Genomic DNA, 13729 nt, shown 5'->3' on the forward strand with positions numbered 1-13729 from the left:
ATATTAAAAAAAGGAACTCAATTTGAGTTCCTTTTTTTGTGTTTAAAAACCAATGTTTAATTAGTAAGATTGCTTTAAGTTTATAACGGTCTAAATAATATTAAAAACTCTTTAATATATTAATAATTACTCCAGAATTCAAAGAACTTTCTAAAGCTCCATTGCAAAATCTATCATTTCTAAAAATAGCTGTTAAAAGCTTGCGTTTTGTTTCAAGATCTATTGTCGAATAATCAAATTCTTTATTTCTTAGGATGCTTCTTCCTTCATCCCAAGAACTCCAATTAAACCCAATCATCCAACCTTGTTGACGAAACAATTTTGTAAAATCACTTACTATTTTTTCATCAACTTTATATAAGTTAGGGAAAACACCATTTTCAATTTTAGTTATATCAATAGATTCAATCACATTAGAAAGGTTAACTATCATGCTTTTTTTAATAAAGATAAAGCTAAAAACCAGTCGCTTATAAGCATTCGTAAAAAAAGCAAAAAACTTTTTTATCCAAGGCAACCTTTTTAAAACATCTATAGTCTATATATTTGTAAGGCTGTTAAAAAACGAAACGAGAGGCTTGAAAATTATATCATTACATAACAAAGAAAAATCGTTAATTAAAAAAGCAATTGACAACAATAGAGAAGCGCAACAATAATTGTTCGAGCAATTTTCGCCTAAAATGTTGGGTGTTTGTAGGCAATATGTAAAAGATTTGCATCACGCAGAAGATTTAATGTTACAAGGGTTTCTAAAAGTTTTTACCAACTTAGATAAATTTAAACACGAAGGTAGTTTTGAAGGCTGGATTCGCAGAATTATGGTAAACACTTGTATTTCTTACCTCCGTAAAAAAGAATTTAATCGATCTATCTGACGAAGAATATGTTTTTAACGACGCAGCTACAGAAAGTTTAGAAAACACATCGGTAGAAGATATTCAGAAATTGATAGATCAATTGCCAGAAGGTTACAAAATGGTGTTTAATTTATACGCCATAGAAGGATATAAACATTCAGAAATTGCAGAGAAATTAGGCGTTTCTGAAAGTACATCAAAATCGCAGTTATTTAAAGCACGTAAATTATTGCAACAGAATTATTACAAAATGAATAAAAGAATTCATGAAAACAAATAAGTTAGACCATAGCATCAAAGAAAAGTTACAAAATAGAACGATCAATCCATCGGCTTCTGCTTGGGAACGTCTGTCTGTACAATTAGATGAGCAACCAAAGCAAAAGAAAAAAGGTTGGTTCTTTTATGTAGGTGCTGCAGCAAGTATTTTATTATTAATTAGTATCGGTTTTCTTTTTCTGAATAAAAATGAAGATTTAAAACCATCAGAAATTATTGTTACAAACCCAATTGATACCACTACTATTGATGCTAAAATTAACCAATTTATCAATGAAATTCCTGCTGAAAAAGCAATCGTTAAGGTTGATGAAGTAGAAGAGGAGCAAGTGGAAGTTGCTAATAAAAACGTTATTGCAAATAAGAATGTCATTCCGACAAAGGAGAAAACTAAAAAAACAATCAATAATACTGTTATAGCAAACAATAACAATAAGGCTATTCCGACAACGGAGGAATCTATTATAAAAGTATCCGAAGCGTATCCGACGAAGGAGAAAACAATTAAAAAAGAATTCTTAAAACAAGACCCAAATAGTAGCATAAAAATTAATAGTGATGATTTGTTATTCGCGGTAACACATTCGTCTTCAGAGGTTAAAGAATACTACGCAAAGTATGATATTACGAGGGAAGATGTTTTAAGAACCATTAAAGGAGAACTTAAAAAAGGGAACCTTAAAGTGAATCCGAATGCTATTTTGGCTGAAGTAGAACGCTCTATTGGAGAAGAAGAGTTTCAGAATAATTTCTTAAATTCTTTAAAGAAAAGAGTAACAGATATTGCAACTGCTATTGCAAGTAGAAACGATTAAAAAGAAATACCTTAAGGAATAGTGAAATTAGAAGACGTTTTAATTGAAGCTATATTACCAAAGGGTTTTATCAAAAAAACAATAATTTTTAAAAACATATAAGATGAAAAGAATACTACTAATATTAGTGTTGTTTAGTACAACTATTGCCGTATCTCAAGAGAAAACATTTGAAAAAGAAGTGCGTAAAATTTCTAAAAGGATAGAACGTATTACAGAAAATCAAAAAGATTCTTTAAAATTAAAAGTAGTTGCTATTGATAAAAGATTAGAAAGCGGAGAAATTACAAAAACAACAGCCAATACTTTAAAAAGTGAAGTTGCTTCTTATCATGCTAGAAGAATAGAAGTGTTGGTAGGAGAGCAAGAGCGTTTGTTGCAATTATTAGTGCAAGATAAAACGAATGGTAAAATTGCTAGTGCAGAGGAATCAGATGAAGTTGATGAGGATGACAATACATTTACGGTAGGGAAAACTACTTTTCGATTAAACTTTAATAATGATGAAAATGAAGACAAAATTGAAAAGAGAGATAGAAGAATACAAAGAAGAACAACTTCTCAGTTTGTTTTTGCAATGGGTGTAAATAATGTATTGAAAGATCATGAGTTTTCTTCTTTAAATGATTCTGATTACAAGTTTTGGCAATCTCATTTTTACGAATTAGGCTGGACATGGAAAACTCGTTTTACGAAAGAACCATCTCAATTGTACTTTAAATATGGTGTTTCTTTTCTTTGGAACAACTTGCGTTTAGAAAACAATAGTGTGCATGTAAAAAATGGAGATTTAACGGAAATTCAAGTTTTTGATGATAAATTATCAGAAAGTAGATTAAGACATGTACAAATGAATTTTCCGATGCATGTAGAATGGGATTTTTCTAAAAATAAAACCTATAAAGACGGAGTTAAAAGAGATAGAACAAATAAATATGTTCGTTTAGGTCTTGGTGGTTTTGTAGGTTTTAAATTAGGTACAAGACAGTATTTAGAATATAAAGATGCAAATGCAGTAGCTATAGAAGAAATGCAGAAAGAAAACTACAATATGAATACTGTTAATTATGGACTAAGTGCTTATGTTGGTTATAGATCTACGAGTCTTTATGTAAAATATGATTTGAATCCTTTATTTAAAAACACCGAAATTAGAAACATTTCTATGGGAATTCGATTAGATTTAGATTAAATCTTTAAGAATAATATTATAGCTGTCAGTTTTTTGTGATTTTTATTAAATATATGATAAAAAAACTCTTAGAATTTTTTATAAAACCATTTAAAAATAGATAAAAATAGGAGATTAGTAAAAATAACAGTTTTGAAATATTTTGTTAAATTACAAACAAAAAACAGTGTAAATTGACTTGCTTAAAACATCTAAATTAAGCAATATGAAAGTTGGGATTCCTAAAGAAATTAAGAATAACGAAAGTAGAGTTGGTATGACACCTGCAGGTGTTTTTGAGTTGACAAAAAGAGATCATACAGTTTATGTACAGTCAACAGCGGGAGAAGGAAGTGGTTTCTTTGACGCAGATTATATTAAGGTAGGAGCAACTATTTTACCTACAATAGAAGAAGTTTACAGTCAGAGTGAAATGATTGTAAAAGTAAAAGAACCTATTGCATCAGAATATCCTTTAATAAAGGAAAATCAAATTGTTTTTACGTATTTTCATTTTGCATCATGCGAGCCTTTAACAAAAGCAATGATAGAAAGTAAATCTATTTGTATTGCTTACGAAACGGTAGAAGATAGCGAAGGAACTTTACCTTTATTAACACCAATGTCTGAGTTTGCAGGAAGAATGGCAATTCAGCAAGGTGCTAAATATTTAGAGAAGCCAATTAAAGGACGCGGTATTTTATTAGGTGGTGTACCAGGCGTTGCCCCAGGAAAAGTATTAATTTTAGGAGCAGGAGTTGTTGGAGTGCAAGCAGCAAAAATGGCAGCAGGATTAGGTGCTCATGTTACTATTATGGATATTAACATGAAACGTTTACGTTATGTAAATGATGTGTTACCAAACCATGTTACTACTGCTTTTTCTAGCGAGTATAGCATTAGACAATTAATTAAAACGCACGATTTAATTATTGGAGGTGTCTTAGTAAAAGGAGGAAAGGCTCCTAAATTAATTACTAGAGACATGCTTAAAGACATGCGTCCAGGAACTGTTGTAGTAGATGTTGCAGTAGATCAAGGTGGTTGTTTTGAAACTACAAAAGCAACAACACATGAAGATCCTACATTTATTATAGATGACGTTGTACATTATTGTGTTGCAAATATGCCAGGAGCTGTACCTTATACTTCTACAATTGCTTTAACAAATGTAACTTTACCTTATATTTTAAATATTGCCAACAAAGGATGGGAAGAAGCTTGTGCTACTGATGCATCTTTAGATAAAGGATTAAATATTGTAAAAGGAAAAATAGTATATAAAGAAATTAGTGAAGCTTTTCAATTAGAGGCTTTTGAAGCTTAATTTAAGTTAGCTTTTTTTAATAAACCTCTAGTATTGTTTCAGTGTTTCAATCTAGAGGTTTTATTATATTTTTATCTATTTTTTTATTTAGATAAGAATTGTTTGTCTTGTACAAATAAGATTCTTAAAGAAAAAACAGCTATAACTCCTCTTTTAGCTTACAATTTTCACTTTTCCTATATAAAGGTTAAGAATAACTGCTATATATAACTCTAATTATAAAAAAGTTATTATATTTGCAGCCTTAAAAATAAACAATAAATATTTAATTTATGAATCATTACGAAACTGTTTTCATTTTGAATCCCGTTTTATCTGATACTCAGATAAAGGAGACAGTACAAAAATTCGAGGATTATTTAGTTTCCAAAGGAGCTGAAATGATCTCAAAAGAGAATTGGGGCTTAAAGAAATTAGCATATCCAATCCAAAAGAAAAAAAGTGGTTTTTATCACTTATTAGAGTTTAAAATTGCTGGAGAAGAAATCTCTGCATATGAGTTAGAATTTAGAAGAGATGATAGCGTTATGCGTTACCTAACTGTTAAATTAGACAAACATGCTGCTGCTTGGGCAAAAATTAGAACTGAACGTGTTAAATCTACAAAAAAATAAGAAATGGCATCAATAGAACAACAAGCAAAAGGCGGTAAATCTGCTGACGTTAGATATTTAACGCCATTAGATATAGACACTAAAAAAGAAGCAAAATACTGTAGATTTAAGAAGAAAGATATCAAGTATATCGATTTTAAAGATGCAGACTTCTTAATGTATTTAGTAAACGAACAAGGTAAAATTTTACCAAGACGTTTAACAGGAACTTCATTAAAATATCAACGTAAAGTTGCGCAAGCAATTAAAAGAGCGCGTCATTTAGCGTTAATGCCTTACGTTGGAGATATGTTAAAATAATAAAGAGGTAGAACATGGAATTGATATTAAGACAAGACGTAGAAAATTTAGGATTTAAAGACGACATCGTTGAAGTGAAAAACGGATATGGTAGAAACTTTTTAATCCCTACAAAACAAGCAGTTTTAGCTACTTCATCTGCAAAGAAAGTTTTAGCAGAGAATTTAAAACAACGTGCTTACAAAGAAGCTAAATTAATTGAAGACGCTAATGTAATAGCAGAAACAGTTAAAGGATATGAAATTAAAATTGCATCTAAAGTTGGTTCAGGAGACAAATTATTTGGTTCTGTAAACAACATCGATTTAGCTGTAGCTCTTGCAAAAGCAGGAACAGACTTAGACAAGAAATTTATTAAAGTTGTTGGTGGTTCTGTAAAAAGATTAGGTAAATACGAAGCATCTGTAAGATTACACAGAGCAGTAGTTGCTGAAATTTCTTTTGAAGTTGTTGCTGAATAAGTAACTTTTTCTTAAAATTATTATGAAAAGCTCGTTAGAAATAACGAGCTTTTTTTTAGTTTAACCAAGCCCATTTTTAGAGGGAACTCATATTATTAAAGTCAACGCTATTTTTTATTAAATTTATTATGAAATACAGACAACTGACCAAAGAACAATTTGAAAGTTTACATGAAGATTTTGCACGTTTTTTAGCAACTCAAAGTATCGATGTAATAGAATGGAATCAAATAAAAAAAGAGAACCCTAAAGTAGCAGAAGAAGAAATGAATGTTTTTTCTGATGTTGTTTGGGATGATGTACTAACAAAAACCAATTACGTAGAGCATTTTTCTAAAACTTCTGTAAACTTGTTTAAATGCGATGCAGAAGAGATACATAGAATTGCCATTAAAGTAAATTGGGATATTAATTTGTTAGAACAAAAAGGCTTTGAGTGGTTAATGCAAAACCCCATGGATAATTCTGTAGAGATTTTTAGAGGCACAAAACCTTATAATAAAGACGATAGAAATACAGAGATTTTCGATTTAATAGAAAAAGGAAGTTCTATTTCTAAAGGAGAGATTTATGAGTATTTCAGTCAGTTGGTTTCTTAATTTTTTTAGAAGCCAATTCCTGCTTTCTCTACTCGCTTTTTTCGTGCCTCAAAAGAGCTCAAACAAACCGTTCAATCAGGGCTAAAAATTTTGTTAGCTCTTTGTTTTTATAGAGAGTAAATTACATTTCTAATATTATTTAAAATCTGTCAGTTTTTTAAAAGCTGACAGATTTTTATTTATTACTAGTTCTCATTTAACAGTTTACGAGTTTGTTTAATGGTAAGTGTACTTCCATCGTGGCTCCAACCTGGTGCTGCAAATGCATACATAAATTTATGATACCAGTTCTTAGATTTTTTCATGTCATTCCAAATATCCTTGTATTCGTGTGTTAATATAACTAGAGGATTGTAAGAGTTCGGAGGAGTTGTTACACCATATTTAATTTCAATATTTTCATCAAACTCTTTAAAAGTTCCAAAAATTCTATCAAAAATGTTTAAAAATCCACCATGATTTTTATCCATATATTCCATGTTTTGAGCATGATGTACTTGATGCATGGTGTGTGTGTTAAATATTTTATCTATAATACCTAATTTACCAATATATACGGTATGTAATTGAAACTGCCATAAAGCTTCTATACCTAAACAAACGACTAACATTGCTGGCGGAAAACCAATAGCAACAATCCACATATAAAAGAAAGGTTTGTAAAGAATGGTAAACCAACCATTTCTTACCGCGGTACCTAAATTAAAATTATCAGAAGAATGATGTACAATATGTGCTGCCCAAAGAAAACGGACATTGTGGTTTTGTCTGTGAAACCAATAATAACTAAAATCGTCTAAAAGCTGACAAATAATCCAAATATACCAAGCATATCCAAAAGACTCATAACCCATTATATTTGTGCGTACGCCATCTATAAGTGGATTAAATATATCGTACACAAAATTAAACAATACAATTGCAGCAATTGTTTTTGTTAAAGGCGCCAAAATAGCCGAACCAATTCCCATGCTTAGACTTGCAGCTAAATCTTTCCATTTATAAAGTTTTTTGTTTTCTTCTTTTTTATGATGTTTGCTATACGCTAATTCTACTAAAATTAGCCCCAAAAAACAAGGCACACCATATACTAGAGGGTTTGTGAAATCCATTTACTATTTTTAATTTTTTATAAAACTAAGTTAAAATAAAGGAATAACTAAAGGTTTTAACGTTAGTTATCATTAAATGTTAAAATACGGTTAAAAAAGATAGATTTACAACTAAAAGTCACTTTAAAACCTTTACATTTTAATAAATATAATAGAAGAAGGGTAAAATTATGATCATCTTTATAATAGAAAAAACATGCATTCATTTTTATGATTACTTCAATGGAATATGGATAATCTAAAAGGTTATTTAGGTTCTAGTACTCTAAATATTCGTAAATTTGATGGTAATATCCTTATTTTAAAATAATCGTAAGATTAATTATGAATTATAAACACTTACTACAAGTAATAAAAGACAATACCAATCGATTCTCTAATAAAGAAGCCATTTTCTATAAAGATGAAGCTTTACAAAATTGGAAAGGAATCACTTGGAATTCTTTTTACTTTCAAATACAACAAGTTTCAAAAGCTTTAATCAATTTTGGAATTAAAGAACAAGATAATATTGGTGTTTTTGCACAAAATATGACAGAGTGGATTATCGCAGATTTAGGAATTATGGGAGTAAGAGCCGTAACGATTCCTATATATGCAACCAACTCTCAAAAAGAAGTAGAATACGTTGTAAACGATGCAGAAATTAGTGTGTTGTTTGTGGGAGATCAAGAAGAGTTTGATAAAGTAGAAGCGATTTCTAAAGAGAATAAATACCTAAAATTAATAGTTGCTTTAACAAGTACCGTTGATTTAAGAAGCCATAAAAATGCTGTATATTATAATGATTTTATAAAGGCAGAATTTCCAAAAAGTATTGAAACAGCGCTAGAAAAACATCTTTCTGATTCTAAATTAGATGATTTAGCTAGTATTATTTATACTTCAGGTACTACAGGAGAGCCTAAAGGAGTGATGTTGGATCATAACAACTTTGCATCGTCATTAAAAGCACACGAAGATGAGTTAGATGTAGATGAAAACGATGTGTCTTTAAGTTTTTTACCTTTAAGTCATATTTATGAGCGTAGTTGGGTGTTTTTCTGTTTGCAACAAGGAATTCAGGTGTACTTTAACCAAGATCCTAAAAAAATTGCTGACGTATTAAAAGAAGTCAAACCAACTTTAATGTGTACGGTTCCTCGAATTTTTGAGAAAATTTTTACTGCCATTCAAGAAAAAAGAAAAGAAGCTTCTCCTACAAAAATGAAATTAGCAAGTTGGGCATTGGGAGTTGGTAATAAATACCACAATACCTATCGTCGTTTTGGTAAAAAAGTGCCATTAATGCTAAATGTAAAACATAAAATAGCAGATAAATTGGTGCTTAGTAAGTTGCGTGATGTGTTTGGTGGAAATATAAAATTTATGCCTTGTGGTGGTGCTCCATTAGGTCCTGACTTGGTTTCCTTTTTTCATTCGTTTGCATTAAACATAAAATGTGGGTATGGTTTAACAGAAACAACAGCTACGGTTACATTATTTGGGAATCAGTTTTTTGAATTTAACTCTGCAGGTAGACCAATTTCTGGAACAGAAATTAAGATTGGTCTTAATGATGAAGTTTTAGTTAAAGGACCTGGTGTTATGAAAGGGTATTATAAAAAACCAGAAGCTACGGCAGAAGTTTTTGAAGATGGTTGGTTTAAAACTGGTGATGCGGGAAAAATAGATGATTCTGGAAATTTAGTGATTACCGATAGAATTAAAGATTTAATGAAAACTTCTGGAGGAAAATATATTGCACCACAAAAACTAGAAATGGCTTTAGTAAGTGATTCTTTTATTGAGCAGATTGCTGTAATAGGTGATCAGCAAAAATATGTTACGGCATTAGCAGTACCTAGTTTTGATAATATTAAAAAATACGCTGAAGAACATAAAATTAGTTTTAAAGATATTGAAGATTTGATTAATAATAATCAGATTAAATCGATGTTAGAAAAACGTTTTGAAGAATTACAAAATGAATTTTCTAAGTTTGAGAAAATTAAGAAATTTACACTATTGCCAAAAGAGTTTAGTATTGAGGCTGGAGAAATTACAGCTACTTTAAAACTAAAACGTAAAGTAATTCAGAAAAAATACAAGGCACTTATTGATAAAATGTATGCTGATTAAATGTATAGCATGTCATTCCGAAGAATAGAGGGATCTCATTGTGTAAAAACGTAGTGAGATTTCTCAATCGCTAAAAAGCTCATTTCGAAATGACAATGGGATGTTTATTGTAGTATTTGTATGAAAGTACATTTTGTCATTCCGAAGAATAGAGGGATCTCATTTGTAAAATTGTAGTGAGATTTCTCAATCGCAAAAGAGCTCATTTCGAAATGACAGTTTGATGTTTATTGTATTAATTGTGTGAAACAGATTTTGTCATTCCTAAGAATTGAGGGATTTCATTGTGTAAAATTGTAGTGAGATTTCTCAATCGCAAAAGGCTCATTTCGAAATGACAATTGAATTTTTATCGTGATAATTGTATGAAAGCACATTTTGTCATTCCTAAGAATTGAGGAAGTTCATTGTGTAAAACTGTAGTGAGATTTCTCAATCGCAAAAGAGCTCATTTCGAAATGACAGTTTGATGTTTATTGTGATAATTGTATGAAAGCACATTTCGAAATGACAATTGGATGTTTATCGTAGTATTTGTATGAAAGTACATTTTTTCATTTCTAAGAATTGAGGAATCTCATTGTGTAAAATTGTAGTGAGATTTCTCAATCGCAAAAGAGCTCATTTCGAAATGACAGTTTGATGTTTATTGTAGTAATTGTGTGAAACAGATTTTGTCATTCCTAAGAATTGAGTAATCCCATTGTGTAAAATTGTAGTGAGATTTCTCAATCGCTAAAAGGCTTATTTCGAAATGACAATTTGATGTTGATTGTAGTAATTGTGTGAAAATACATTTTGTCATTCCGAAGAATTGGGGGAACCTCATTGTGTTAAACTGTAGTGTGATTTCTCAATTGCTAAACAGCTCATTTCGAAATGACAGTTTGATGTTATTGTGGTAATTGTATGAAAGTACATTTTTTCATTTCGAAGAATTGAGGGATTTCATTGTGTAAAATTGTAGTGAGATTTCTCAATCTCAAAAGAGCTCATTTCGAAATGACAGTTGGATGTTTGTTGTGGTAATTTCATAAAAATACTTTTTGTCATTCCGAAGAATTGAGGAATCTCATTTGTAAAATTGTAGTGAGATTTCTCAATCGCTAAAAAGCTCATTTCGAAATGACAATCGTTAATTATTCTAACTGCTTATTATTTTTAATACCAATTCTTTAGTCAATGGTTGTCCGTTGGCTATTTTTTTGATGTTATCAAACGTAAAAACAAAATCGCAACCTGTTTTATAAGCAGAACAACCATATGCGGTTTTACCTTTTAAAACAGTTCCTTGTTTACATTTCGGACAGGTTATTTTATCACCGTCATTACGAGGAGTTTTCGACGAAGTAATCTCATTATTAACAGATTGCTTCGTTTCACTCGCAATGACAGTTTGTTTTGGCTCTAATTTTAAAGCAAAATTATCATCAAAACGTATCAAACCTTCAACCTTACCAGCACCTGTTTTAAAACCTTTTAAATTGGTTGTACAGCCTTTATCTATCAATCTTATTAATTGATTTTCAGAAACTTTCTTTCCGTAAATTTCAAAAGGGATTTTTAAATTACAGTTGTTTTTATATTCAGAACAACCAAAAGCAGAAGAACCTTTTAAAATAGTTCCTTTTTTACATTTCGGACACGTTTTACCTACAACTTGTTTAGATTTTGTTGCCTTTTTAGGTTTTGGTACATCAGATTGCTTCGTTCCGCTCGCAATGACAGTAGAGTTAGAAGTAATTCTTTTTTTAGAAGTATTAGAGCGGACTTCATACACCAAATCATCTACCATTTTCTTCATATTATTTATAAAGGTCCCGGCATTAAATTCTCCTCGTTCAATTTCTTTTAATCGTTTTTCCCAACGACCAGTTAACTCCGCAGATTTTAATAATTCGTTGTCAATGATATTTATTAAATCGATTCCGGTTTGGGTTGGTAAAACTAATTTCTTTTTACGCTCAATATATTTTCTTCGGAATAAAGTTTCTATAATACTAGCTCTTGTAGAAGGTCTTCCAATTCCGTTTTCTTTCATCAATTCACGTAAATTTTCATCATCTACTTGCTTACCTGCGGTTTCCATGGCACGTAATAAACTAGCTTCTGTAAAATTTCTTGGTGGTTTTGTTTCCTTTTCTAAGAATGAAGGCTCGTGTGCACCTTTTTCTCCCTTCACAAAAGAAGGCAAGGTCATTTGCTCGTTTAATTCTTTCTTAATTTTGCTTTCTTCGGTTTCAAAAGCAACGCGCCAACCTTTGGTTAAAATTTCTTTTCCGGTAGTTTTAAAAGGGACATCTGCAGCTTTACCAATTACAGAGGTATTAGAAACATCAGAATCTGGATAAAACACCCCAATAAATCTACGTGTAATAATATCATAGACTTGTTGCTGATTGTATTGTAGGTTTCCTTGAATTCCGGTAGGAATAATAGCGTGGTGATCGGTTACTTTTTTGTCATCAAAAACACGTTTCGATTTCTTTATTTTACTACCTAAAAGTGGTTGTGTTAATGCACTGTAGTTTGTTAATTTCGATAAAATTCCTCCAATTTTTGGATACACATCATTTGGTAAGAAAGTAGTATCAACCCTTGGGTATGTAACTACTTTCATCTCATATAACTTCTGAACCATTTTTAGTGTTTCATCCGCAGAAAATCCGAATTTATTATTACAATATACTTGTAAGCCCGTTAAATCGAACAATTTAGGTGCGTATTCCTTTCCTTTCTTTTTGGTTACAGAAACAATTTCGAAATCTGATTCTTTAACTTTACTCGCTAAAACTTCACCATCTTCTTGTTTTAGAAAACGCCCATCTTCGTAATTAAAAAGTGTATTTCTATAGGTAGTTTGTAGTTCCCAATAAGGTTGTGGTTTAAAATTCTGAATTTCAACAAATCGATTTACCAACATGGCTAGGGTAGGAGTTTGCACTCTACCAACGGATAAAACTTGTTTAAATCCTCCAAATTTCACGGTATATAATCGCGTTGCATTTAAACCTAACAACCAATCACCTATAGCTCTAGAGTATCCTGCATAATACAAGTTATCGTATTTTTCTGCAGGTTTTAAGTTCTTAAATCCGTCTTTTATAGCTTCTTCGGTTAAAGATGAAATCCATAAACGTTGTACTTCTCCTTTGTAACCAGCTTGATTAATTACCCAACGCTGAATTAATTCTCCTTCTGTTCCAGCATCCCCACAATTGATAACAATTGTTGCTTTGTCAAATAAAGATTTTACAATATTGTATTGTTTTCTAATTCCTGCATCGCCTGTAACTTTGGTATCAAAACGCTCTGGAAGCATTGGTAAATTGTTCAAATCCCAACTTTTCCAATGCGGTTTGTAATCTTTTGGTTCTAAAAGCGTACATAAATGTCCGAAAGTATAGGTTACCGCATAGCCATTTCCTTCGTAGTAACCATCACGTTTTGTGGTGGCTCCTAGAATATTAGCAATTTCTCTTGCTACACTTGGCTTTTCGGCAATACAGACTTTCATTGATTATTTTTGTGAGGTCGAAATTAAGAAAATTATTAAGAATACTGATTTGTTTTTTTGAAAGAAAATAGAAAATTAATATTGAAGACAGCATTCTAAATTTTCATTTAAAATATTATGTGTATATGATAATAGAAAGAAACGTATTTTAGAAATGACTCTTAAATATTAAAATAGCTTTCTGATATATTATGTTAAAATTAAAATTGAATGAAGTTTTTAAGTTAAATGACTTCACAAAAGTACTAAGAGTTGAAAAAGGTGTTATTTATCTATTCCACGAAAATAATAAAGTAATAAACGGTTGCTTTGTTGAAATGGAGGATAAACTTTTTAAAGAAACTAAATTATTGAATTTAAGTAATTTAAAATTAGGTGAAACTGATGAAATAAATAACTTCACAAAAGTACTTAGGGTTGAAAAAGGTGTTATTTATCTATTTCACGAAAATAATAAAGTAATAAACAGTTGCTTTGTTGAAATGGAGGATAAGCTATTTATAGAAACTAAACCTTTTAATAAAGTAGAGCTTAGGTAATTATTTTTTTAAGC

General features: G+C 30.4%; 13 protein-coding genes and 1 pseudogene. 10 read left to right on the top strand and 4 right to left on the bottom strand.

What is annotated here, in order from left to right; genetic code table 11:
- Positions 1-100: 100 nt before the first annotated feature.
- Positions 101-433 (bottom strand): DUF6508 domain-containing protein, encoded by a 333-nt coding sequence (locus tag WG945_RS01855; RefSeq protein WP_068452438.1) that lies wholly within the window; start codon positions 431-433, stop codon positions 101-103.
- Positions 434-578: 145 nt separating this feature from the next.
- Here WG945_RS01855 and WG945_RS01860 point away from each other — a divergent pair.
- From WG945_RS01860 to WG945_RS01895, 8 genes and pseudogenes are all read left to right on the top strand, one after another.
- A pseudogene (locus tag WG945_RS01860) lies at positions 579-1140 on the top strand (RNA polymerase sigma factor).
- A complete protein-coding gene (locus WG945_RS01865) occupies positions 1127-1954 on the top strand; it encodes a hypothetical protein (RefSeq protein WP_068452441.1) in 828 nt (275 codons plus the stop codon). Before WG945_RS01860 ends, WG945_RS01865 begins: the two are co-directional and overlap by 14 nt.
- 103 nt (positions 1955-2057) lie before the next feature.
- Positions 2058-3146 carry a hypothetical protein gene (locus tag WG945_RS01870; protein ID WP_068452443.1) on the top strand — a complete coding sequence of 363 codons (1089 nt, stop codon included), beginning with the start codon at positions 2058-2060 and terminating at the stop codon, positions 3144-3146.
- Between the two features lie 205 nt (positions 3147-3351).
- Complete coding sequence (ald, locus tag WG945_RS01875) at positions 3352-4452, top strand: alanine dehydrogenase (RefSeq protein WP_068452446.1); 1101 nt, start codon at positions 3352-3354, stop codon at positions 4450-4452.
- Positions 4453-4724: 272 nt separating this feature from the next.
- Positions 4725-5066 (top strand): 30S ribosomal protein S6, encoded by a 342-nt coding sequence (gene rpsF, locus WG945_RS01880; protein ID WP_068452449.1) that lies wholly within the window; start codon positions 4725-4727, stop codon positions 5064-5066.
- Between the two features lie 3 nt (positions 5067-5069).
- Positions 5070-5366 (top strand): 30S ribosomal protein S18, encoded by a 297-nt coding sequence (gene rpsR / locus WG945_RS01885; RefSeq protein WP_068452452.1) that lies wholly within the window; start codon positions 5070-5072, stop codon positions 5364-5366.
- Between the two features lie 14 nt (positions 5367-5380).
- Positions 5381-5827 (top strand): 50S ribosomal protein L9, encoded by a 447-nt coding sequence (gene rplI, locus WG945_RS01890; RefSeq protein WP_068452456.1) that lies wholly within the window; start codon positions 5381-5383, stop codon positions 5825-5827.
- 128 nt (positions 5828-5955) lie between these two features.
- Positions 5956-6426 carry a DUF6495 family protein gene (locus tag WG945_RS01895; RefSeq protein ID WP_068452459.1) on the top strand — a complete coding sequence of 157 codons (471 nt, stop codon included), beginning with the start codon at positions 5956-5958 and terminating at the stop codon, positions 6424-6426.
- Positions 6427-6611: 185 nt separating this feature from the next.
- Here WG945_RS01895 and WG945_RS01900 read toward each other — a convergent pair whose 3' ends face one another.
- Entirely contained in the window at positions 6612-7538 is a 927-nt protein-coding gene (locus WG945_RS01900; protein WP_068452462.1) for a sterol desaturase family protein, read from the bottom strand.
- Positions 7539-7862: 324 nt separating this feature from the next.
- Between WG945_RS01900 and WG945_RS01905 the strand changes: the two genes are divergently transcribed.
- The gene (locus tag WG945_RS01905; RefSeq protein ID WP_068452465.1) at positions 7863-9659 is read left to right on the top strand and encodes an AMP-dependent synthetase/ligase; all 1797 of its coding nucleotides are present in this window, start codon (positions 7863-7865) and stop codon (positions 9657-9659) included.
- A gap of 948 nt (positions 9660-10607) precedes the next feature.
- Here the strand turns inward: WG945_RS01905 and WG945_RS01910 are convergent.
- The gene (locus tag WG945_RS01910; protein ID WP_340866819.1) at positions 10608-10778 is read right to left on the bottom strand and encodes a hypothetical protein; all 171 of its coding nucleotides are present in this window, start codon (positions 10776-10778) and stop codon (positions 10608-10610) included.
- Between the two features lie 25 nt (positions 10779-10803).
- Entirely contained in the window at positions 10804-13176 is a 2373-nt protein-coding gene (locus WG945_RS01915) for a type IA DNA topoisomerase (RefSeq protein WP_068452468.1), read from the bottom strand.
- 206 nt (positions 13177-13382) lie between these two features.
- On the opposite strand from WG945_RS01915, the gene WG945_RS01920 reads away from it, so the two are divergent.
- A complete protein-coding gene (locus tag WG945_RS01920) occupies positions 13383-13715 on the top strand; it encodes a hypothetical protein (protein WP_340866820.1) in 333 nt (110 codons plus the stop codon).
- Positions 13716-13729: the final 14 nt, after the last annotated feature.

Origin of the sequence: Polaribacter atrinae (genome assembly GCF_038023995.1) — a bacterium.
GTDB classification, from domain to species: domain Bacteria; phylum Bacteroidota; class Bacteroidia; order Flavobacteriales; family Flavobacteriaceae; genus Polaribacter; species Polaribacter atrinae.

Coding starts and splice junctions, on each gene's coding strand:
- WG945_RS01870 (WP_068452443.1), top strand. CDS start 2,058: ATGAAAAGAATACTACTAATATTAGTGTTGTTTAGTACAACTATTGCC.
- rplI (WP_068452456.1), top strand. CDS start 5,381: ATGGAATTGATATTAAGACAAGACGTAGAAAATTTAGGATTTAAAGAC.
- WG945_RS01900 (WP_068452462.1), bottom strand. CDS start 7,538: ATGGATTTCACAAACCCTCTAGTATATGGTGTGCCTTGTTTTTTGGGG.
- WG945_RS01855 (WP_068452438.1), bottom strand. CDS start 433: ATGATAGTTAACCTTTCTAATGTGATTGAATCTATTGATATAACTAAA.
- ald (WP_068452446.1), top strand. CDS start 3,352: ATGAAAGTTGGGATTCCTAAAGAAATTAAGAATAACGAAAGTAGAGTT.
- WG945_RS01905 (WP_068452465.1), top strand. CDS start 7,863: ATGAATTATAAACACTTACTACAAGTAATAAAAGACAATACCAATCGA.
- WG945_RS01910 (WP_340866819.1), bottom strand. CDS start 10,778: ATGAGCTTTTTAGCGATTGAGAAATCTCACTACAATTTTACAAATGAG.
- rpsR (WP_068452452.1), top strand. CDS start 5,070: ATGGCATCAATAGAACAACAAGCAAAAGGCGGTAAATCTGCTGACGTT.
- WG945_RS01895 (WP_068452459.1), top strand. CDS start 5,956: ATGAAATACAGACAACTGACCAAAGAACAATTTGAAAGTTTACATGAA.
- WG945_RS01915 (WP_068452468.1), bottom strand. CDS start 13,176: ATGAAAGTCTGTATTGCCGAAAAGCCAAGTGTAGCAAGAGAAATTGCT.
- WG945_RS01865 (WP_068452441.1), top strand. CDS start 1,127: ATGAAAACAAATAAGTTAGACCATAGCATCAAAGAAAAGTTACAAAAT.
- rpsF (WP_068452449.1), top strand. CDS start 4,725: ATGAATCATTACGAAACTGTTTTCATTTTGAATCCCGTTTTATCTGAT.